Raw genomic sequence first — 21129 nt, 5'->3', positions numbered from 1 at the left:
ACGTACCTGGTTATTATTGTTGGAATATGTGCTTTGCCCACGCGGGCTGCGCGGCCACCTCTACCTCGGTCAAATGGGGTCAGCCTACAAGGACGGCGTCGGCGCCGATAAGGCCAGGGAGTCAAAGGTTGTCGCCCCCGGCAGGGCTTGCCAGGCCGAGGGGCCAGCGGCGATTTCCTGAGCGCTCAGCAGGCAATTGTCGAGTGCGTGCTGCAGTGCCTGGGTGTCCAGGCCCTGGCCGATAAAGACCAGCTCTTGCCGGCAATCGCCGACAATGCTGTCCCACTTGGCCATGATGTTCTGCAACCGATATTCATCCAGCGGCCATTGCGCCTGCTCGATGAAGTTCCACCAGTGCCCGACGTAGTCCCATTGGAATTGCCTGCCGCTTTGCACCAGCAGGCCGGTTTCCAAGTGCCTGCTGGCGAGCCAGAAGTAACCTTTGCTGCGCAACAGTCGCCCGTTTCGCCAGGGCTGCTGGAGAAAATCGAGTAATCGCTGTGGGTGAAAGGGGGCACGCTCGCGGTACACCCAGGAGGTCACGCCATAGGTGTCCGATTCAGAGGCCGGTGCGTCGTCGGCCTGCATTTTTTTCATCCAGCCGGGCGAGGCCACAAGGCTGGGCAAATCAAACAGGTGAGTACCGAGGACGGCGGATAACTCCACGTTACCCTGAGTCATCGGTATGATCCGCGCGCTCGGGTTAAGGCCGGCGAGGATCGCGTGCACGGCCTGGTAGCCGGGCTCGTCGATCAGGTCCAGTTTGTTGACGAGAATGACGTTGGCGTATTCCACTTGCTCGATCAGCAGGTCGGTCAGGTGGCGCGTGGGTGCGTCGTCGCGGTCCACGATGTCCGGCGATTCGAGCAATGCCTCAAAGCGACTGCCATCGACCACCGTCACCAAAGTATCGAGCCGCGCCAGTTCGCTTAGGCTGAAGCCCTGCGCGTCGAGGAAGGCGAACGTCTCGGCAACCGGCATCGGCTCGGAAATCCCCGTGGACTCGATCAACAAGTAGTCGAAACGTTGCTGGCGTGCCAGGGCGCTGATCTGCTCGAGCAAATCGGCGCGCAGCGTGCAGCAGATGCAGCCATTGCTCATCTCGATCAACTCATCGCGGCCCCGGTGCAGCGCTACGTCGCGCCGCACCTGCTCGGCATCGATGTTGACCTCGCTCATATCATTGACGATGACCGCAACGCGCAGGCCGTCGCGATTGCGCAGGATATGGTTGAGGAGGGTGGTTTTGCCGGCGCCGAGGAAGCCGGAAAGCACCGCCACCGGCAGTCGGCCTGCCAAGGCACCGTCCATCATGCGTTCACCGTGCCATCGGCGTGGTCCAGGTAGCTTTCGAACAGGTCGACCACCACGAACCCCTCATCTGCTGCATCGCCCCAGAGATCTTTCACGCGAAACTCGACGTGGTAGGTCGGCTGATGCGCCGCGCTCAGATCGCCGTGGCCGATAGCGTCAGGGAAGGGCCACTTTTGCGCGGTGCGGTGCACAACCACGCCTTCTTTGCCGCGCACGTAGGCCGGCATGCGGGTATGCCCGGCCACATACTCGTTGCGCACCACCACCCGGTCGCCCACTTCAAAGGGCGGGCGGCCGCTGATCGCCGGGCGCCCGCTGGCACGCGCGGGGTTCGCCAGCTTGAAGTGCGAACCCAGGGCCTGGTCGAGTTCCGCCTGGGTGATCACACCGGTTTCGACCAACAGGGTGGCGGTCGCGATGACATAGCGTTCGTAGTATTGGGTGCCGACATGTTGGCGCACGTCGAGGCGCTCCACGGCATGGCGAACTTCGTCCACGCTGAACTTTTTCAAGTGATCGGCACCGACAAACATCAGGCTGTAGGCCAGGTGTTCCCAGTCCTGCTTGAACACGGGTTGGTAGCTCAGGCTGTTGATGGTGTGAGGGATTTTGCCAAAGCCTTGAAACCCACCGAGATCGTGAAAGCCATCCATTGTGAATACCTCTGAAAAATGCAAAAAACAAAGGGCACCGTTTACGCCACGTAAGGCAGCGCCACGCCGATAAGGACATCCTTGGTGATCAGTTTTCGCAGGGCTTCTTCATCCATGTATTCGCTGCCCTTGGGCCGTACTGGCAGCACCAGATAGCGGGTTTCGGCGCTCGTGTCCCACACCTTGACGATGACGTCGGCCGGCAGCTCGGTGCCCAGCTCCCGCAGGACGGTGCGCCCTTCGCGCACCAGTCGGGCGCGGAACTCGAAGCCCTTGTACCACTCCGGCGGCAAACCCAGGACAGGCCAGTTGGTGCAGGAGCAAAGGCTGCACACAATCACGTTTTTCACGCTGGGCGTGTCTGGCAGCGCAACAATGTATTCACCCTGCGGGCCGGTATAGCCAAATTGGGCGCACGCCGCGGTGCCGTCTTTGAGCAGCAGTTCGCGAAACTGCGGGTCCACCCAGGCTTTGGCGACCACTTGAGCCCCGTTCTCCGGGCTCCATTGGTGTGCCATCAGCTGTGTCATGTGGTCGATGTAACCGTCGGGGATCAGATCCTTCTGTTTGAGCACTTGCAGTAGCGCTTGCGCGCGTTCTCCCGGTGTTGATGTGGTTGCTTCATGTGCGCTCATAAGTTGACTCCTCATCGTTGAGCTTCTGGGCAGCGCCTGGCGGCTTGTTCTTTTTGCGCTGCGCGGGATTACCGGCTAACAGTTTTTCCAGTCAACCGACGCCTCGAACGCTGCGCCAGCCTGGTAAATCGTGCCTTCGGCATAGTGCTTGCTGACCAGCATCATCCCGACAGGTAAACCGTCTACCAGACCACAGGGAATCGACATGGCCGGATGCCCGGTGATGTCCTGGGCAGAGGCATTGCCGATCATTTCCAGTGCACGGGCCACGTACTCGGTAATCGAGCAACCCGGCTGCGGGTGGGGTTGGGCGATGATCGGGACGGTGGGCATCACCAGCAGGTCATACCGCGCCAACGCGGCGTCATACCCGGCACGTGCCACGCGCCTGAGGTTTTGTGCCTTGGCGTAGAAACGTCCGTTGTAGCGTTCCAGACCGTATTGCCCGACGAACATGCACAGCTTGAGAGAGGCGGACAGGTCATTGGCCTGATCGCGCCATCCGGCTTGCTGGTCCAGCAACCCGAGGTCATACAGCCCTTGCCAGTTAAAACCGGCCCCATTGCCGTGCATCATCTGCATCATCAAGCCTTCACAGCCGATGGGGTGCCATAGCGAACCGGCAATGCTGTGCTCAGGCACCGACACCTCCTCGACCTGCGCGCCCAGCCGCGAAAACGCTGCAATGGCTTGACGTACGCAAGAGGCCACACGTGGGTCCTGGTTGGCCAGTTCAAAACCTTCGCGCAGGATGCCGATCCTCAGCCCGCTGACACCGCGTTCCAGGTAATCGCTGTAAGCGTCGACCTGCGGCGCGGCTTGTCGCGGATCGAGCCCATCGGCGCCGGCCATGACTTCCAGCATCAAGGCGTTGTCGCGCACGTTTGCGGTAATGGGGCCGGCGTGATCGATAGTCGCTTCGATGGCCATGATGCCGGTGTAGGGCACCAGTCCGTGGGTCGGCTTCATGCCGTAAGTGCCGCAGAAGGCGGAAGGGATGCGGATTGACCCGCCCTGGTCACCGCCGACTGCCAGGTCGACCTCGCCGGCGGCAACCAGTGCTGCGCTGCCGGAAGACGAGCCTCCCGAGGCAAAGCCCTGGCGAAAGGGGTTGTGCACCGGTGCAGGATCGGAGGTGTGGCTGCCGCCGGACAGGCAGTAGTGTTCGCACGTTGCCTTGCCGAGGATGGTCGCGCCGGCATCCAGCAAGCGCGTGACAACCGTGGCATCGAAGGCGGGAACGAAGCCTTCAAGCGGCTTGGCACCATTCATCATGGGGACGCCAGCCAGTGAAATATTGTCCTTGAGGGCGACCGTTTTACCCGCCAGCTTGCCTTCGCGCGCACCGTTGACTTCGGTGCGGAAGTACCAGGCGTTGAGCGGGTTGTGTGCGGCCGAGGGACGATAGCCCGAGCTGCGTTCATAACGGACCGGCGGGATGAAGTCCGGCAGCTCGTCAACCAGGTCATATGCGTCGAAGCTTGCCTGCATAAGCGCCAGGTATTCATCGGCTTGCTTTGCACTGAGTTGCATGTGCAGGCTGCTCGAAATAGCCAATAGCTGTTCAAGGGTGGGGCGAGCGATTGCCATGGTTGGGCTGTCCTTATCGTAAGTGGCCGAAAAGCACTGCGTGCTCAATATCAGCGAGCCTGGGGCTCAAGATAGTCCGCGCATCCAGCCGGCGGCTTGGTTGAGAAAGACATCGACTTGGTTGAGCCGGACACCCAGGCGCCAAGGGCGCGCGGTCGCAGTTTCTGGCGTTAAAAAATGTGCGCGTAGCGCAGGTTCATGCGGAAGTCTTCGCGGGTGCCGTTGTCCACCGAGAGGTCTTTGCCCAATTGCAGTTGCACCTGGTCGGTGGGGCTGACGAACTTGGTGGCGGTGAGACGCAAGTTGGTGGTGCCTAGTTCGTTGTCCTGATTGACATGCTCGACGTTTGTCTCGCCACCCCAGGTACGCCCCAAGCCAATACCAAAGGTGGTGGTGGCGTCCGGCATGTAACGCCCCATGATCTGCGCTGCGTAGGACACGTCCTGCTTCAGGCGGTCGGCATTGGCACCGTAATCGGTGTTGTCGCCATACCAGGTCGCGCCGCCGACCAGGTCCATCGCCCATTTCTCTGTGAAGTGCTTGACGTAGGCGCTCTGCAGTTCGAATTTCCAGCGGTTCTCCCCTAGGTTAAGCGCGTCGTCCTTGTCATACGTCCCCGAAGGCACATACACATAGGGGGCGATACTGAGGGTGTCGCGGGCTTCGTTGAACCGCCATTTCACCGGCGCGGTGAGGATCAAGTCGCCCACGCCTCGAGTACTGCCCAGTGCTGAGGCGTCACCTGCGCCGGAGACGTGCCCGAAAGGCAAGAGGAATTGCGGGTCGATAGTGACTGTGTCGCTGAGCGCATACACATGGAGCAGACGCAGGATGCCAACGTCGGAGGTCACCCTGAAGTCAGAGCTGACCTTGTGTCCGTTGGCGTAAGCCGAGTCCGTAGTGGCGTGCTGATAATAAATCGCACCGATAGTGGCGCCGACTGGATATTGCTCGTAATCGCCAGGCGCGACTTCACCCGCGTTGGCGTGGAGGGCGGGCAACAGGGTTGAGAGAGTCAGCAGGTGGATCTTGTTCATTGTTTATTCCTCGCACAGGGGACCGGGCCACCCGTGAAGGGTGGCAGGCGGTAGAAGCCGGGTTGTTAAACGCCGCGGGCGCTCAGGCTGTGGGCGGCAAGGCGTCGCGTAACATGCCGGTTTGCGAGTGACAGTTGATGTACTCGAAGACCTGGCTCTTGGCGTCGGACACGGACACCTCGTGGTACAGCCTCAACTTCTTCAAACCCGCGGCCACGCGAAAGAACGTCACGAAAATACGCAGGTGGGTAGGGTGGGATTCAGCCCAGCGTTCGAGTTTCTCCACCGAGCGCCAGTGACCGATGTTGTAGCTCAGGTCGAGAACGTTGCCGTCCAGGTCGATATTGCGCACGAACCTGTTGCTGTAGCAGCCCAGCGGCTGACCGTTGTCACGCAGGAAGTCCATGCCGTCCTGCAACGTCGGTAAAATTTCGTCGAGGTAGAGGGAGCGCTCCTCTGCCTGGGCATCCGCCCAGTCCTGGCCTGAACGAATCAGTGTGAGGTTGTCGTGCCCCAGCACCACGACGCGTCCGCCCTTGGCGGGGTCGCCCGCGACCACTTGCAGCTCGCTCGTGGGCTTCATCCAGTCGGTCTGGGAGATCGGGAAACGGTCGCGCATCGAGCCCCAATAGCCGTGCTCTTCGATCTCGCCACTGGTGGCATCCATGACTGCGCCGACACCGGGCAGGTTTTCCTGGAAGGCGTATAGCGTCTCGAACTGCTCGGCGCGTGGCGCGGTGATTTCGCGGAAGTAACCCAGGCCTTCACCCAGGCGATCCGGTGAACTCCACCAGTCATTCACCTGGGGTGAGCGCAACCAGCGGCAATGGGCGGCAGGGTCTTTCCAGTACCCGACCACAATCAGATTATCAAAGCCGCTGCTGTCGGTGTGCTGGGTCAAATCGTAGTTCTGCGGGCCCTCTGCCAGGCTGAAACTGCCGACGATGTGGCGCATAGCCTGCAAGGCCGCCTCGCGCTGGGCATCTCCTTGATATTGCACGCCCAGATAAGCCATCACCACTTGTTGCAGTTGCTCATCGGCGCGCGCCACCCACATCGGGAACGGCGGTTGGTACTCTTCGGGTACACGGCGGGACAGGGTGCGTGGGCATTTCAGATGTGTGTCGATTGCAGATTCCATCTTGAGCTCCTCGTTATTTTCGTTCAGGCCTACGGGTGGGCGTCATCGCGTCGGCGGCAGGGGGCGCTTGGCGACCTGCCGTCGGTGCAGTAGCTGCATGGCCCCCCATTCAATCAACCAATAAGCCGACTCCTCAGGCGCGAGGTCGCGCCGTTGCAGAAGCCAGGAGGAATCAGCCAGTCGTGGTGCAGAGTGTCGATGCATGGCGTGCCTCATCAGCGGGGTATGAGCTGCTGCGAGGTGGAAATTATGCCGGCAGAGAAGGCCGCGCTTTGTTAGGCGAGACAACCGCTTGGTTGGCAAAGACAGTCCTGCTACGGAGGTTCACCTGTGGTCTGCGCTGGTGCACACGTGCTGATGGCGTGATGTGATGTGCGCTTAAACGGGCATAGGCGCGAGACCTGTGGCGAGGGAGCTTGCTCCCGTGACGGCCTGACAGCCGCCTCCCTCTATCTGACAGCCGTCGGTGCAAATGTGGAAGCTGGCTTGCCAATGCATTTGGCGTGTTAATTGCTTCGATGGCTGACAATCGGCCGCACGTTACAACTTCTCGAGCGCCTATTGCATCGTTGTCGAGGTCAGCGTCATGAACCCGAACACTCAGTATTCGACCCTTGCCGTCCCTGCAACACGTCGGTTTGATTATTGGAAAGAAGTGGTCTGTCGTCATTGCCTGGCGGCCGATAGCAAACCCTTGTCCCAGAGCCGCTTTGATGGCTCGCTCACCCTTAATACAGTCGGCGCGCTGGACATCTGTACGCTGTCTTCGCCGCTGCATTACTGGGAGCGTTCCGAGCAGCACCTGCGCAGCGGTCCGGCCGAAGATTTATGGTTGGGTTTCGCTCGAAAGGGCCATTGGCAAATCGAACAAGGCTCAAGAAAAGCCAACCTGGCGACGGGCAACTTGTTTCTTTATGACGCAACCCAGGCGTTTCGCTTCAGCCTGGGTGGTACCGAAAACCACTTGATCCGTATTCCCAGAGCGTTGCTCACCGAACGCCTGCCGCGTATTGCCGAGTACACCGCGATGGTCCTCGACGACCGGCGCCCAGGCGTCGTGCCCTTGCGTGAAATGCTGCACCAGGCCGCGAGCACGCCTGCGTCGCTGCAGGATGAGCGCATCTCGAATCGTTACTCAAGTGCTGTGCTTGATCTGCTTGTAATCAGCCTGGAACTCCAGGACCTGAAAACCAGCCATCAGGAAATGGACCTCTACGGCCGCATCATGCAGTACATCCAACGCCACCTGACCGAGCCGGACCTGTCGATTGAAGCCATCGCCAAAGCCCACAATGTGTCCACCCGCACCGTTACTCGGGCCTTCGCACGCTACCAGAAAACCCCCGTTGCAGAGATCTGGAAAGAGCGCTTGAATGCCAGCCGAGAAGCAATCGAGCGTGGCCAGGTACGCAGTGTGTCCGAAGCGGCGCTGGACTTTGGGTTTTCTGATTTCTCGCATTTCAGCCATGCGTTTCGCAAGGCGTTTGGCGTGGCACCGAATACGCTTTTACGCCGCGATTGAATTGCAAGAAGGAGCGCTTGTGCCGGGTAGCGAGCCTCTGAAAAGTCAGGAATGAAAGAGGCTATCCGGATCCCCACAAAGCATTTTGATTGGGCTCCAGGACAATGTTTTCAGGTCGATAACGCTTTTGTTTGCCCTCATTCGCATCGAGTGTGCGATTGATCGCCAATGGCGATTTCCGAAGGACTCCAGTCTGGCAGGGGCTGGTACTCAGTGTTTTTCTCTCGCAGGGATCGTTTTTGTGGTTTGGCCGAGAGTCTTGAGCTTATCGGTCAGCATCATTCGTTCAGTGCAGCACCGAGTGCAGCCAGCGCTACGGCATTGCGATTCGATATAGCGGGACGAGGTTGCTTCGGCGTGATCGCCACCGTGAGCGCCCCTTCTACGGCAGCTGTAACCGCGTGCGCCTGAGTGCCAGTGGGTGGTTGCACGGGTGTCTTTCCTCCAGCAAAAGCCACTATTTGGGCGATATTCTCTGCTCAAAGGCTGGCATAATGCCTTGCTTTTACCGCAAGGACGCACGGACGCCATGTTAAAACCAGCCTACCTTCTTTTGTTTTTCTTCACCCTCGCCGGCTGTCAAAGCCTGCTTCGACCTGCTGATTACGATTCCCTCCACGTTGGCTTTCGCTGCATGGGCCTTGCTGGTATAGAGCCCTTCAACCGAGACAACTTGCGTTATATCGAACGCTTCGCCGGTTACGGCAACGCCACCTGCATGGCCATGCTGGGCAAGCTGTATCAGGAAGGCGGGCACGGCGTCGATCAGGATTTTCGCAAGGCCCGTGCCTTGTTCGTAGAGTCCGCCAAGATTAAACCGGCCACCAATGTGCTGCTGGGTCAGATGGCCGAACGCGGCGAGGGTGAACCCGTGGACTATGCCAAGGCGCGCCAGTTCTATCGCCTGTCTGGCAACAATGCCGTGCTGGCGCTGGGGCGTTTAATGGAGGAAGGCAAGGGTGGCCCGCAGGATTTGCCTGGCGCCTTGGCACTCTATCTGGGCGCAATCCGTTACTGTGGCGACGAAGAGTGGCAAGCCATGAATCGTCTGCGTCTGGCAGGACAACCGCTGACTGAAGACCAAATGAAACGTTATCAGCAAATCTGGCTGACGAGTTTTCTCAAGCTGCAGACTCGGCGGCTGGCTGTCCGGGAAGTGTTTGAAGCGGTCAATGCCACGGGCGAGAAGAAGAGCGTGCGGCTGTCCTATCGCTTCACGTCAGACAGCGGTACGCCGAAAGTAACGATGCTCACAGGTTCGGGCGACGCGAATGTCGACGCATGGGTCATGAAGGCCGCGTCGCAAATCACAATGGGCAACGCCGCGCCGCTGACCGACAGTTCGGGCGTGCGGGAGATCGTGGCGCCGCTGGTCTTCGTGCCTCAAGACACCCAGCGCATGATGGGGTTCTGCGGGAGAAAGCCCTGCGGTTGACGGGTTTCTCGCGATTTGTAGCGCTCATGAATATCTGCACGCTGAGAGTCCAACATGGAGAAGGCCAGGGTGCGGTCAACTGCTTCCAAGAGGTCTCGGTGCACCGCGTCGTCGAATGGAGTGGATGAGTTTCCCAGGGATGAGAAGGGGCAGAAATGATCAGCTAAACAGCCTGCCACATGGTCCCTATAAACTTTCGGGGTCCCCAAAAAACATCTGAATCCGCGACCTCAACCACCGCTCCCCCGGATCATTATCCTGCGACCCCCGCCACGCCATATGCAGCTCAAACGAGCGCACCGGCAACGGCGGGTCCTCGGCACGCAAACCACCCGCCGAGGTCAGCGCTTCCGCCGCATAATCCGGCACGGTGGCCAGAATGTCCGTACCCGCCAGCAACGTGCCCAGGCCATTGAACTGTGGCACCGCGAGCACAACGTGGCGCTTGCGGCCGAGTTTTTCCAGCTCTTCATCGATAAACCCGCTCAAGTCGCCGGCAAAGGACACAAGCGCGTGGGGCCGTGAGCAGAAGTCGTCCAGGCTCAGCGAGCCCGGTACGCTGTCGGCGCGCAGCAGTTTGGGCAGGCTGCGGCGCAGTACCTTGCGCTTGGCGTTGGCGGGCAGGTCGGCGGTGTAGCTGACGCCGATGGAGATTTCGCCGGAGGCGAGCAGGCCGGGCATCAGGATGTAGTTGACGCGGCGTACTACCAGCACGATGCCGGGGGCTTCGGAACGCAGGCGTTTGAGCAACTGCGGGAGCAAGGCGAACTCCACGTCGTCGGACAGGCCAATGCGAAACACGGCGGTGCTGGTGGCCGGGTCGAATTCGGCGGCGCGGCTGACGGCGGTGGAGATCGAGTCCAGGGCCGGGGAGAGCAGGGCGAAGATTTCCACGGCGCGAGCCGAGGGTTCCATGCTGCGCCCGGTGCGCACGAACAGGGGGTCATCGAACAACCCGCGCAGGCGTGACAACGCTGCGCTGATGGCCGGCTGGCCGAGGAACAATTTCTCGGCGGCGCGGGTCACACTGCGCTCATGCATCAAGGTTTCGAATACGATCAAGAGGTTAAGGTCGACACGACGCAGGTCGTTACGGTTCATCTTGTGTCCTGGAAGAGTCAGCAAACTTGATGTGAGCGGTCACGTACCAACCCCCTGAGGTTCGCTTCAGAAGGATGACCGGCATGAATCTTACGGGGAAAGGCTGGTACTCTGCACCGGCTAATTGATTTTTCCTACGATAGTTGAGGTGTGTTCCTCGCTCGCGGAATCAATGACAGGCATGTCGACTATTAATGGTGACCGGTGGTCTTACCCCCAAAGCCCAGATAAAGTTCATGGCATTAGAGGTTACTTTGACGAGGTTTGCGATGTCCCGCACGATCCGTTTTCACAAGTTTGGTCCGGCCGAGGTGCTCAAATGCGAAGAGCATGCGGCCGCGCAGCCCGCACCGGGCGAAGTGCAGGTGCGTGTCGACGCGATCGGCATCAGTTGGTACGACATTCTGTGGCGCCAGAACCTGGCGTCTTCTCATGCACGCCTGCCTTCTGGCCTGGGCCATGAGATGGCCGGGGTTGTGGTTGCCCTCGGCGACGGCGTGGATGACTTGGCGGTGGGCGATAAAGTCGCCAGTTTTCCGGCCGAGAGCCCCAATGATTACCCGGTGTATGGCGAGCAGATCGTCTTGCCCCGTTCGGCCCTGACCCGGTACCCGGATGTCTTGAGCCCGATTGAAGCCAGCGTGCATTACACGCCGTTGCTCATCGCGTACTTTGCGTATATGGACCTGGCGCGGGTCAAACCCGGCCAGTTTGCACTGGTGACCGACGCCAGCCACTGTGCCGGCCCTTCGTTTGTGCAGCTGGGCAAGGCCCTGGGTGTGCGGGTGATTGCTGCCACCAAAGACAGTGCTGAACGTGAATACCTGCTGTCCCTCGGGGCGGAAAAGGTCATCGTTACCGAAGAACAGGACCTGCTGATGCAGATCAACAAGTTCACGGACAACCGTGGCGTCGACGTGGTGTTCGATGGCCTGGGTGGCCCGCAGATGTCGCTGCTCGGTGACGTCCTGGCGCCGCGTGGCAGCCTGGTGCTGTATGGCCTGCAAGGTGGCAACCAGACGCCGTTCCCGGCCTGTGCGGCGTTCCAGAAGAACATTCAGTTCTTTGTGCACTGTATCGGCAACTTCACCGGCAAGCCGGAGCTGGGCATTATCCAGGACCAGGTGGCGTTGCAGCGTGCGTTGCGCGATATCAACCAACTGACAGCCGACCGTGTGCTTGTCCCACTGAAAACCACGGTATTTCCGTTCAGTCAGTTCGTCGAAGCGCACCGATACATGGATGAATGCCCTTGCCGCGAACGGGTGGCGTTGCAGGTTGAAGCTGTTTGAGCTGTAGGAGTATTCGCAAATGAATACTCCGGCGCCTGAGCTGATGAGGCAAATGCGCCATTTGACAGGGCTTAACCCGCACCGGGGTTGAGCCGCCGCACGGGCGCTGCGCCCCGTAAACAATACCGTTATTGCCCTACGCCGCCCTGAAATCCAGTGCGGCGCTGTTGTGTGGGCGTCATTTAAGTTGGGTTGGCAGGCCATCTGAACTGCTTTTCGACGCTGTTCTGTATCTGTTAATCATTGTTTGAGTGCCGATAATTGAGCCTTCTTTGTCATCTCAAGGATTGAGCCATGATTGAATGCCGGGCATTAACATCTCGCGCTTGCGGAACTAACGATGGTCTGATTTTTTTTTCGAAAAGTACAAAGTGTGCACCCCGTCGTTTTGCAAGAAGCCAGGATGAGTGGATGATTAATATTTGTCGGATGCTTCTCTAATTTCTTAGTTAAAGCAGTGTAGGACGTTGTCAGAGCCTTCCTAAGGCTGGCGGTCTTTGGCGCTGTAAGGCGCGCAGCTACGTGGTTCACGTCCTGGGATAGTCATCGACTGTTCTTTTGGTTGTACCTGCACTTTTGTTGCAGAGTGCTAATGTTGAATCCATGTCGTGCTGCGCAACGGATGACAAGCCTACAAGTGTAATAGGTCGAGCGCTCCTGTGTGGTAGTTGCTCGAAACTAATATTTCAACTCAGGTAGTAGAACGATGAGCACTATTCACGAACAAGCCATGAGCTATGTTTACCAGCAAGTTTTGCAACGTTTAGTGGGGCACTTTACCCGTGCTGAACGTACGGTGCTTCAATTGCTGATCCAGCGAATCGTGGTGGCCGCCGGTGGCATGGAGCAAGTGGGGAATTACAAAGTACTGATCGGGCACGGCGGCGGCGCAGTCAGCAGCTACACCTTGGCGATGCTGCGCGCTGCGCAACTGACCATCGCTGGGCGCGCGCCCAAGACTTTTCATTTGCGTGTGGCCACGTTGCGGCACGCGGGTATGACTCAGGCCACGCTCGATTCGCTGCACCACGGCTACGGCGCGCTATTTTTCCACGATGACCCACGGGTGGAACTGTTGATGGTGGAAAACCACGAAGTGCTGCCCTTCAATCATCAACGGCCTGCGGCCAGTGCCGGGCGTGAAGTGAGCCGGCGCAACAAGCTGATGATCGGGCACCTGACGTCCGGCGACATTCGTGCCACCCTGTGCAACGACACTTTTTTGGCCCTCGGCGATTTCTACCAGCGGGTCGCCACCTGGAATGGCGGCGTGCATGCTCTGGTCAGCGGCGACTCGGTGCGCAAGCAAAGCCAATATATCGCGTGGCTGAAAAAAAGCGCCTTGGCAACCGGCCTGACATTCGCACCCGCTAACCCGTCGTCGCTCAGTGCATGGTTTGCACGCATGGAGGAATGGAGTGTCGGTTGCTACCGCCACCTGTATGGCGAGCACTACGCAGGCGCTGAGAGTCCTGGCCGGGGCGGGCACCGTCATGTGGCATATATCGGCATTGCCGACCTGCTTGACGACGTGGACGTTGCCCAAGCGCCACTGCTCACTCAATTCCTCGCCCACAAGCGGGACCCATTCGAGTTCCACTTCAGCCATCCTGCTTACCCCAACCCTTTACTCATGGCGCATATGCATGGGTTGCAGGCCCAGTGCCTGCGCGAACTCTCCTACGAACATGGCGTCGAGGGGTTCTTGCGTCAGGCGGCGGACTACCTGCATCGAAGACAGGTACCTGTTGCGTTGATCACCGAAGCGTGTGCTCTGCAGGGCCAACTGTTGTCTACAGCTTGTGCTCAGGAGTTCTCTGGCCTGGACGAAAGCCAATTGACCTGCCTGGTGTTCGCGCCGTTCGTCCAGCATGGCGAACGTCTGGAGGGTTACTTGCGTCAATGCCATCCCGGCATGCTGGTAGCGCTCCCCGAGCTCCACAAGGCCCTGCAGGGCAAGCCCGTCGCGGACATGCTGCACCAGTGGCTGATGGATATCAGCGGGTTGTCGCTGCCGTTGTTGCAGCATCTGTACCGCAAATGCCCGCTGCCGGGCAAACGCAGTGCGCGTGTATGTGAACCTCGTTTCAAGCGGTCCAAGGCTCGTATCACTCAAATGTCGGGACGCTAGTCGCGTGTATTCACCTATGGAAACTGGTGATCAGCGATGAACCTGAGGGGAGAGCGACAGGCAGACTTTGCCTATCAGGCGGTGTATCGCTACATGATCAACCTGATCAATGAAGTCAGCCGGGAAGCACCGGTCAAGCTACCGTCCCTGCGCCAGTTGGCGACGCGGTTGAACGTGTCAATCTCGACGATTCAGTACGCTTACTCGCTGTTGGAAAAAGAAGGGCGAGTGTACTCGGTGGCCAAGTCCGGCTACTTCGCCTGGCCCGTGGCCGCAACCATGCCCATCATGGCGGGTACGGACTTGCTCGAGCGCTTGTATACAGCCGCCCGGCGCCCGGCGATGGTTGTGCTCAGCAATGATGAACCGGCGCTGTTGGGGTCCCTCGATGGCGCGTTGCTGGCGCTGGAGCGCCAACTGGTGCGCCGGTATCCCCATCATCTGCAACCGTCGCAACCTTGTGGCGTGTGGGAGTTGCGTGCTGCATTGGCAGCACGTTATACCGCGTCGCCCACCCATTGTTGGCAAGCTGATGAGGTGTATATCGGTGCCGACCTTCAGGGCGTTCTGGAAATTCTCGTTGATGCCCTGGACCTTAAAGGCACGGTGGTGGTAGTTGAATCGCCGTGCGATTACCTGGTCTTGCGCCTGCTACAGGCCGCTGGCGTGCGGGTCATTGAATGGCCCTGGCGTGCCGACGGCCGCCCGGACTTGACCACATTGGAGCACCTGCTGCGTCATGAACCAGTGCACCTCGTGCTGCTCTCATCCGTGGTCAGCATGCCTTCGGGTAACGCCATGACCGACCCCGAGCGGCTGCACGTAGCGCGTCTGCTCGACCAGCACGGCTGCTGGTTGCTGGAGAACGATACCTTTGGTGACCTGAGCTTTGCGCCGCCCGGATCGGCCTTGCGCAGCCTGGTCAACCCAGAGCGGCTGATCGTGTTTTCTTCGTTCGAAAAGGTTTTGGGCCCGGAAGCGCCCTTTGGTTACCTGCTGGCGCGGCAGATGAGCAATGAATTGCAACGCCAGTTCTTGCTGCGTTCGTTTCGACTGTCCGCCATTCGTCAACGCGCCATTGCGCGGCTGTACGAAAGCGGTCGGTTCGACCAGCACCTTCACACGCTGCGCCAGCGCCTGCATGAGCAGGCGCACGCCATGAGTCACCGCTTGGATGCGCGTATGCAAGGGTGTGTGCATTACCGCATGCCCATGGCCGGGGCGAGTTTTTGGTTGCAGTCGACGGCGCCGGTGGATATGCGCCTGGTGTTTCAGCGCATGCTCGCCCAGCAGGTGGTGATTGCCCCAGGCGAACTGTTCAGCCTCAGTGGTTTGCATCACCAGCATATGCGCTTGAGCCATACCTTCAGCGGCCATCCCAACCTGGACATCGCCCTGGATACGCTGGCGCAGACGCTCCTGCAGGCGCAGACCGAGTAGGAGCGAGCTTGCTCGCGAAAAACGTCAACGATAACGCGCGCTGCCTGAATAAACGCGGCGCCTGTGAGTTTTTCGCGAGCAAGCTCGCTCCTACAACTATCCAATGTGTGAGCCGGCTTGCCTGCGATAGCGGCCTGACAGCCGATCAGGATGTAGCGTATGAAATTTCTCTTCAGACCGTCGGATCGATACCGTCGCGCAGTAGTCCAAGTCCCAGTAAACTGTCATTTTTTCCGAATCCTTCTTTGCGAGGTTTATGCATGACTATCAGTCCTTTTGCGGGCAAGCCGGCACCAGCCCAGTTGCTGGTGGATATCCCGCGACTGGTCACGGCCTATTACACCGGCCAGCCTGATGCAGCGATCTCCACTCAGCGCGTGGCTTTTGGTACCTCCGGGCACCGTGGCAGTTCGTTCGAACTGAGTTTCAACGAGTGGCATGTGCTGGCTATCAGCCAGGCCATTTGCCTGTACCGCGAAGCTCAGGGCATTACCGGCCCTTTGTTTGTCGGCCTGGATACCCATGCATTGTCGACGCCAGCCGGTGCCAGCGCCTTGGAAGTACTGGCGGCCAACGGCGTGCACGTCATGCTGGCCGAGGGCGACGAGTACACGCCGACGCCGGCGATTTCCCACGCCATCATCTGCTATAACCGGGGCCGTACCAGCGGCCTGGCGGACGGCATTGTGATTACACCGTCTCACAACCCGCCGCAAAGTGGCGGCTACAAGTACAACCCGCCTAACGGTGGCCCAGCCGATACTCACGTCACCAAGTGGATCGAAGCCAAGGCCAACGAACTGCTCGCCAACAAGCTGGCCGGGGTCAAGCGCATCACTCACGGCCAGGCGCTCAAGGCCGACACCACCCATCGCCATGACTACCTCAACAGCTATGTGGCCGACCTGATCAATGTGATCGACATGGACGCGATCCGCAGCGCCGACCTGCGCTTGGGCGTGGATCCGCTGGGCGGAGCAGGGGTGCGCTACTGGTCGGCGATTGCCGAGCACTACCGTTTGAACCTGGAGGTGGTGAATACCGAGGTCGACGCCACCTTTCGCTTCATGAGCGTCGACTGGGACGGCCAGATTCGCATGGACCCGTCCTCCAGCTATGCCATGCAAAGCCTGATCGGTCTCAAGGAGCGTTTCGACGTTGCCTTCGCCTGCGACCCGGACCACGACCGCCACGGCATCGTCACGCCTTCCGGTGGTTTGCTGGCGCCCAACAACTACCTGGCGGTGTCCATCGACTATCTGTTCCAGAACCGCCCGGACTGGCGTGCCGATGCGGCCGTGGGCAAGACCGTGGTCAGCAGCGGCCTTATCGACCGCGTCGCGGCGCGCATCGGCCGTCGCCTGTACGAAGTGCCGGTGGGCTTCAAATGGTTTGCCGATGGCTTGTTTGAAGGTTCGTTGGGGTTTGGCGGCGAAGAAAGCGCCGGTGCCTCGTTCCTGCGCAAGGACGGCAGCGTGTGGAGCACCGACAAGGACGGCCTGATCCCGGCCTTGCTGGCCGCGGAAATGACCTCGCGCAAAGGCCAGGACCCGAGCCAGATCTACCGTGGCTTGACCGATGCCCTGGGTGAGCCCTTCGCCATTCGCGTGGATGCCAAGGCCACTCCCGCGCAAAAAGCCCTGCTTGGCAAACTGTCACCGGAGCAGGTCACGTCCACGCAATTGGCCGGGGAGAGCATTCAACAGATCCTCAGCCATGCGCCGGGCAACAACCAGGCGATTGGCGGTTTGAAAGTCATGACCGAAAACGGCTGGTTTGCCGCACGGCCTTCGGGCACTGAGGACATCTACAAGATCTACGCCGAGAGCTTTATCGGCGAAGAACACCTCAAGCAACTGGTGGAAGAAGCGCAGGTGTTGGTAGACGGCGCAATCAGCCAATAACTGACACTGTATGTAGGAGCGAGCTTGCTCGCGAAAAACGTCAACGATAAAGCGTGCTTCCTGAGTGAACGCGGTGCCGGTGAGTTCTTCGCGAGCAAGCTCGCTCCTACATTATCAGGCCAGGTCCACCAGCACGATTTCGCTGTCCTCGATTGCGGTCACCCGCAACACTTGTTCATCCTCAACCGCCACGCCGTCCCGCGCCCGTGCCCGCACACCATTGACGTTAATCACGCCCGTGGCGGGCACCAGGTATGCCCGGCGGCCGCTGTCCAGCCGGTACTCCGCGCTTTCCCCGGCCTTCAGGTTCGCGGCCACCAAGCGTGCATCGGCACGAATCCGCAAGCTTTCAGTGTCGCCAGCCTTGCCGCTGGCCAGCGTCACAAAGCCCTCGCGGTTGCCTTGCGGAAACGGTTTGGCGCCCCAGGACGGTGGCAAGCCGGCTTCATTGGGGATGATCCAGATCTGGAAGATTTTGGTTGGCGTGGCCTCCAGGTTGTATTCGCTGTGGGCAATGCCGGTGCCCGCGCTCATTACCTGCACATCTCCGGCTTCGGTGCGGCCTTTGTTGCCCAGGTTGTCGGCATGGCTGATGGCGCCTTCGCGCACATAAGTGATGATTTCCATGTCGCGGTGTGAGTGCTGGGGAAAGCCGCTGCCGGGGGCGATGATGTCGTCGTTCCACACCCGCAGGTTGCCCCAGTGCATGCGCTGGGGGTCGTGGTATTCGGCAAAGGAAAAGTGGTGATGAGCGTCAAGCCAGCCATGGTGGGCGCCGCCCAGGCTGGTGAAAGGTCGAAGTTCAAGCATGATCGTCTCCTGTTGATGAGCCCATCATCCCGCAGCGCATGATCGATAAAAAGCGTAAAAAATGCCGGTTTATGATCCGTTTTTTCGATGATTATTCCCGGTGTTCACTTTCACTTCATCGCCTAACTGCATGACAGCAAAGCAATTGGCTGGAACTGAGCGGCGTTTCCGGCGACCATGGCGCCTTGGTCAAAACAAGCTCACCGCAGGAGTCCGCGTGTCGCAACAACAGCCTGATCTGCCCCCCGAACTGCGCCCCTTGGCTGAAATGCCGCTGCTGAAACGGCTAGCCGCACGCCTGTTCGGCCATGGCCTCACCCGTTTGCGCGCGCAGCACAGGTTTTCCTGGTTACATGGCCAGGCCGACGGTTTTCGCAGTGGGCATGAGGCGGGCGTTGAATACGGTTACCGCGAGGGTAAGGCTGATGGCATCGAGGAAGGCCGGCAAGTCCTGCTGATTCGTGACTTTCGCCCTGATGAGCACAGCGCACCAGGCATAGATGACAGCCTGTTCGACGACTGGCGATTGCCGCTCACTGCAGAGGTGAAGAAGCGCATGAAGGCCGATGTCGCGCGCCTGCTGCCAGCCCATGCGCAGCCAAGCGCGGCGCAATGGAAGATGATCTTCAGCGACACCCCCTCGACCTCAGTGATTGCGGGTGCCGGCGCCGGCAAGTCGACGTCCTTGGTGCTGCGCATCCTGCTGCTCAGCCATTACCTGGGCTTTGAACTGAGTTCGATGACGGTGGTGACGTTCACCCGCGAGTCGCGCAAGGACTTCATCAACAAACTCATGGAAATTCTCAGCCTGTGGGGCCAACCCCTTGGCAGCAAGGAAGCCCAGGCGGTGGTGCGCACCTTTCACTCGCGCATCCTGCCCATGGTGCGCAGCCTGCCGGGCTTTGAACGGCTGCAGGCCTTTGAGAACCTCAGCGGTGGTTTTGAAGACGCCGACAGCAACGCCTTCGACCTGCGTATCAGTGACGCCCAGCGGCAGCAGATGAACGCTTGTTATCACCGCTTGTATGGTCGCCATCAGCGTTTTCGCGAGTTGATTGCACCCTTGGCCCGTCACGGTCTCCAGCTCAAAGAGCTAGAACGCGATCATCCGGACGTGCAAAAGCGCATGGCCGTGACTGAATTGGCGGCCAAGCGCGATGAAGAACTCTGTGATGTGATCGAAGACCTATGGTTTCGCGCCGGTGCCTGGCCGATCAAGGGCATCGAACCCAGCCGCCAAACCTTTGAAATCAACGGCGCGCAATTTCATTGCCACGGCTACATCCGGGAGCTGGATGCCTGGGTGGTGCTGGGGTTCGATGGGCGCGAAAACCCTCAGATCAGTCGGCCGAACTCGAAACTCTCGGTGCGCGCTGAATGGGCAGTGAAACGAACTCTGTTTCAAGCTTTCTGTAATAAGCCACTGATATGGCTGGATAATTACGAATCTTCAAAGCGCCTTTTGAGCAGCCTGGGCGGCGATGCCACGGCCGGGCCGGGCTTTGATTACAAGGTCAAAGGTGAACTCGCTTCAGCCCCCCTGTTGGACAGTTTTGTCATGGCGGCCGGGTTTATCGAGAACCTCGGCCTGGATGTGCCTACGGCGGTTGGCCAGATGAGCTTCGCCAAGGACGACCCGGACCGGCTGTTCTTCGAGGCCCTGAGCATTTTCTGGAAGGCCCTGGAAGATCACCTGCTGGAACAATCGCCGCCGATCATGACCTACAACCGGATGTTTTCCCTGTTTGGTGAAAACACCCCTGAGAACCTCAAGCTGCCGAGTGATCCGTTGCTGCGGCCGATGTCGCACCTGATGATCGATGAATTCCAGGACGTATCGCCGCAGATCGTGTCCTGGATCCGCGCCAGCCTGCGGGAAATTCGCAGCCGTGGGCCGGCCATGCACGTCGGGCGCGGTGCGCAACGCTCATCGTTGCTGTGCGTGGGGGACGACTGGCAATCCATCTACGGCTGGCGTGGCAGTTCGCCCAAGTACTTCATGGAGTTCAACAAGGAGTTCGTTTCGCCCAGCACCACCCGCGTGATGCTGGGGGAGAACTACCGCAGCCACCAGCACATCATCGACGCTGCCGAACATATCGTCCGTAGCGCGCCGGCCATCCCCGGCAAAAAGGCCAGGGCCAGTGGCGAGCCCAAGGCGCTGGTGCCCGTAACGGTGTTGGAACGTGACGACGCGGCACTGGCGCAGCGGTTGCTGGAGCATTATCAGCGGGGCGATTCAATCCTGATGCTTTATCGAAGAAGTAGCGATAAGTTATTGATTGGCGAGCATATTCAGTCTGTAGTTAATGTGGATTCTAGCTTGGCGCCTCAGGCGCGCAGGTTGAAACAGCTGACGTATCACAGTGCCAAGGGGCTGCAGGCGGACGCGGTATTTTTGCTGGGCGATTGTCAGCATGTCACCAGCTCGCCGTACAAGAACCAGGTGTATCGCATGGCGGGCTTGGGTAAGGATGGCGACAGTGAGCCTTATGACAATGCCCAGAGAGACGAAGTGTTGCGACTGGCCTATGTGGGGATTACTCGAGCGGTCAGCCATTGTTATTGGTATGTGGAAAAGCCGGAAGGCCAGGGTGTGAATGTGCCCAGGGCGTCTGAGCGGGTGGATGGCAGGAAGGTGTTTTTTGATGATCAGCGTGCAGTGAAGGGGGCTGGCTGACCTTCGATGAAGGCCCGACGCCGACGCGTCTCTACCTGACAACACGGGGTCGAACATGTGGGAGCTGGCTTGCCTGCGATTGCGGCCTGACAGTCAGCACAATTGGATTGTGTACATATCCATTCCTGCGGTAACGGCCACTTAGGGTTCCGCTCAACAGCGGGTCACTTTTGGAAAGGCCCAAAAGTAACCAAAAGGCCTTCGCCCCACCACTCGGCACCTCGCCTAGGCTCGGTGTGCCCGAACGCAGGCTTGAATCCGTGGGCCGCCGCCACGCGCCATCCATGGCGCGGGGCGGCTAACCCGGCGTCCTGCCGGGTTACCCACGAATTCAAGCCTGCGTTCGGCCAGCGTGGTTTAACGGGGTGCCTGAGATCAAGATCAAGAGCGGCTCGCTTCGCATCGTGGTTACCGTCAAAGTGGGCGTTATTACGCTATTGCCGC

At 59.6% G+C, this 21129-nt stretch carries 15 protein-coding genes; 7 read left to right on the top strand and 8 right to left on the bottom strand.

Annotated features, from left to right (window positions below):
- Positions 1-84 precede the first annotated feature (84 nt).
- From FXO12_RS05335 to FXO12_RS05310, 6 genes are all read right to left on the bottom strand, one after another.
- Positions 85-1314, bottom strand: a complete 1230-nt coding sequence (locus FXO12_RS05335) for a GTP-binding protein (RefSeq protein WP_057977311.1) — start codon at positions 1312-1314, stop codon at positions 85-87.
- Complete coding sequence (nthB, locus tag FXO12_RS05330; protein WP_054921899.1) at positions 1311-1967, bottom strand: nitrile hydratase subunit beta; 657 nt, start codon at positions 1965-1967, stop codon at positions 1311-1313. The genes FXO12_RS05335 and nthB overlap by 4 nt, the downstream gene beginning before the upstream one ends.
- A gap of 41 nt (positions 1968-2008) precedes the next feature.
- Positions 2009-2602, bottom strand: a complete 594-nt coding sequence (gene nthA / locus FXO12_RS05325; RefSeq protein ID WP_054921897.1) for a nitrile hydratase subunit alpha — start codon at positions 2600-2602, stop codon at positions 2009-2011.
- Positions 2603-2677: 75 nt separating this feature from the next.
- Positions 2678-4192 carry an amidase gene (locus FXO12_RS05320; protein WP_057977313.1) on the bottom strand — a complete coding sequence of 505 codons (1515 nt, stop codon included), beginning with the start codon at positions 4190-4192 and terminating at the stop codon, positions 2678-2680.
- A 170-nt stretch (positions 4193-4362) separates the two neighbouring features.
- The gene (locus tag FXO12_RS05315; RefSeq protein WP_057977315.1) at positions 4363-5229 is read right to left on the bottom strand and encodes a transporter; all 867 of its coding nucleotides are present in this window, start codon (positions 5227-5229) and stop codon (positions 4363-4365) included.
- An 82-nt stretch (positions 5230-5311) separates the two neighbouring features.
- Entirely contained in the window at positions 5312-6370 is a 1059-nt protein-coding gene (locus FXO12_RS05310) for a phenylacetaldoxime dehydratase family protein (RefSeq protein ID WP_057977317.1), read from the bottom strand.
- A gap of 586 nt (positions 6371-6956) precedes the next feature.
- Here FXO12_RS05310 and FXO12_RS05305 point away from each other — a divergent pair.
- On the top strand, positions 6957-7892 hold the full coding sequence (locus tag FXO12_RS05305; RefSeq protein ID WP_160049584.1) for a helix-turn-helix domain-containing protein: 936 nt from the start codon (positions 6957-6959) through the stop codon (positions 7890-7892).
- 529 nt (positions 7893-8421) lie between these two features.
- The gene (locus FXO12_RS05295; protein ID WP_057977319.1) at positions 8422-9327 is read left to right on the top strand and encodes a tetratricopeptide repeat protein; all 906 of its coding nucleotides are present in this window, start codon (positions 8422-8424) and stop codon (positions 9325-9327) included.
- Positions 9328-9513: 186 nt separating this feature from the next.
- Here FXO12_RS05295 and FXO12_RS05290 read toward each other — a convergent pair whose 3' ends face one another.
- Positions 9514-10428 carry a LysR substrate-binding domain-containing protein gene (locus FXO12_RS05290; protein ID WP_034127379.1) on the bottom strand — a complete coding sequence of 305 codons (915 nt, stop codon included), beginning with the start codon at positions 10426-10428 and terminating at the stop codon, positions 9514-9516.
- 269 nt (positions 10429-10697) lie between these two features.
- Here FXO12_RS05290 and FXO12_RS05285 point away from each other — a divergent pair, with 269 nt between their 5' ends.
- The 4 genes from FXO12_RS05285 (at position 10698) to pgm (ending at position 17195) form a co-directional block, all read left to right on the top strand.
- Positions 10698-11720, top strand: a complete 1023-nt coding sequence (locus FXO12_RS05285; RefSeq protein ID WP_032891964.1) for a zinc-dependent alcohol dehydrogenase family protein — start codon at positions 10698-10700, stop codon at positions 11718-11720.
- Positions 11721-12426: 706 nt separating this feature from the next.
- Positions 12427-13851 carry a hypothetical protein gene (locus FXO12_RS05280; protein WP_173647479.1) on the top strand — a complete coding sequence of 475 codons (1425 nt, stop codon included), beginning with the start codon at positions 12427-12429 and terminating at the stop codon, positions 13849-13851.
- A gap of 36 nt (positions 13852-13887) precedes the next feature.
- Positions 13888-15291 carry a PLP-dependent aminotransferase family protein gene (locus FXO12_RS05275; RefSeq protein ID WP_057977321.1) on the top strand — a complete coding sequence of 468 codons (1404 nt, stop codon included), beginning with the start codon at positions 13888-13890 and terminating at the stop codon, positions 15289-15291.
- A gap of 260 nt (positions 15292-15551) precedes the next feature.
- Positions 15552-17195 (top strand): phosphoglucomutase (alpha-D-glucose-1,6-bisphosphate-dependent), encoded by a 1644-nt coding sequence (gene pgm, locus FXO12_RS05270; RefSeq protein WP_054922183.1) that lies wholly within the window; start codon positions 15552-15554, stop codon positions 17193-17195.
- A gap of 114 nt (positions 17196-17309) precedes the next feature.
- Here pgm and FXO12_RS05265 read toward each other — a convergent pair whose 3' ends face one another.
- A complete protein-coding gene (locus FXO12_RS05265) occupies positions 17310-18005 on the bottom strand; it encodes a pirin family protein (RefSeq protein ID WP_057977324.1) in 696 nt (231 codons plus the stop codon).
- A 217-nt stretch (positions 18006-18222) separates the two neighbouring features.
- On the opposite strand from FXO12_RS05265, the gene FXO12_RS05260 reads away from it, so the two are divergent.
- The gene (locus FXO12_RS05260; protein WP_057977326.1) at positions 18223-20685 is read left to right on the top strand and encodes a UvrD-helicase domain-containing protein; all 2463 of its coding nucleotides are present in this window, start codon (positions 18223-18225) and stop codon (positions 20683-20685) included.
- Positions 20686-21129: the final 444 nt, after the last annotated feature.

The organism is Pseudomonas sp. J380 (assembly GCF_009827115.1).
Lineage (GTDB): Bacteria > Pseudomonadota > Gammaproteobacteria > Pseudomonadales > Pseudomonadaceae > Aquipseudomonas > Aquipseudomonas paracarnis.
Note: the sequence above shows the minus strand (reverse complement) of the source record. Positions and strands in the feature narration are given on the sequence as shown.

Bases quoted from the DNA above. Each gene is read 5' to 3' on its own strand.
- FXO12_RS05265 (WP_057977324.1), bottom strand. From the start codon at position 18,005: ATGCTTGAACTTCGACCTTTCACCAGCCTGGGCGGCGCCCACCATGGC.
- nthB (WP_054921899.1), bottom strand. From the start codon at position 1,967: ATGGATGGCTTTCACGATCTCGGTGGGTTTCAAGGCTTTGGCAAAATC.
- FXO12_RS05285 (WP_032891964.1), top strand. From the start codon at position 10,698: ATGTCCCGCACGATCCGTTTTCACAAGTTTGGTCCGGCCGAGGTGCTC.
- pgm (WP_054922183.1), top strand. From the start codon at position 15,552: ATGACTATCAGTCCTTTTGCGGGCAAGCCGGCACCAGCCCAGTTGCTG.
- FXO12_RS05305 (WP_160049584.1), top strand. From the start codon at position 6,957: ATGAACCCGAACACTCAGTATTCGACCCTTGCCGTCCCTGCAACACGT.
- FXO12_RS05310 (WP_057977317.1), bottom strand. From the start codon at position 6,370: ATGGAATCTGCAATCGACACACATCTGAAATGCCCACGCACCCTGTCC.
- nthA (WP_054921897.1), bottom strand. From the start codon at position 2,602: ATGAGCGCACATGAAGCAACCACATCAACACCGGGAGAACGCGCGCAA.
- FXO12_RS05275 (WP_057977321.1), top strand. From the start codon at position 13,888: ATGAACCTGAGGGGAGAGCGACAGGCAGACTTTGCCTATCAGGCGGTG.
- FXO12_RS05335 (WP_057977311.1), bottom strand. From the start codon at position 1,314: ATGATGGACGGTGCCTTGGCAGGCCGACTGCCGGTGGCGGTGCTTTCC.
- FXO12_RS05320 (WP_057977313.1), bottom strand. From the start codon at position 4,192: ATGGCAATCGCTCGCCCCACCCTTGAACAGCTATTGGCTATTTCGAGC.
- FXO12_RS05290 (WP_034127379.1), bottom strand. From the start codon at position 10,428: ATGAACCGTAACGACCTGCGTCGTGTCGACCTTAACCTCTTGATCGTA.
- FXO12_RS05295 (WP_057977319.1), top strand. From the start codon at position 8,422: ATGTTAAAACCAGCCTACCTTCTTTTGTTTTTCTTCACCCTCGCCGGC.
- FXO12_RS05315 (WP_057977315.1), bottom strand. From the start codon at position 5,229: ATGAACAAGATCCACCTGCTGACTCTCTCAACCCTGTTGCCCGCCCTC.
- FXO12_RS05280 (WP_173647479.1), top strand. From the start codon at position 12,427: ATGAGCACTATTCACGAACAAGCCATGAGCTATGTTTACCAGCAAGTT.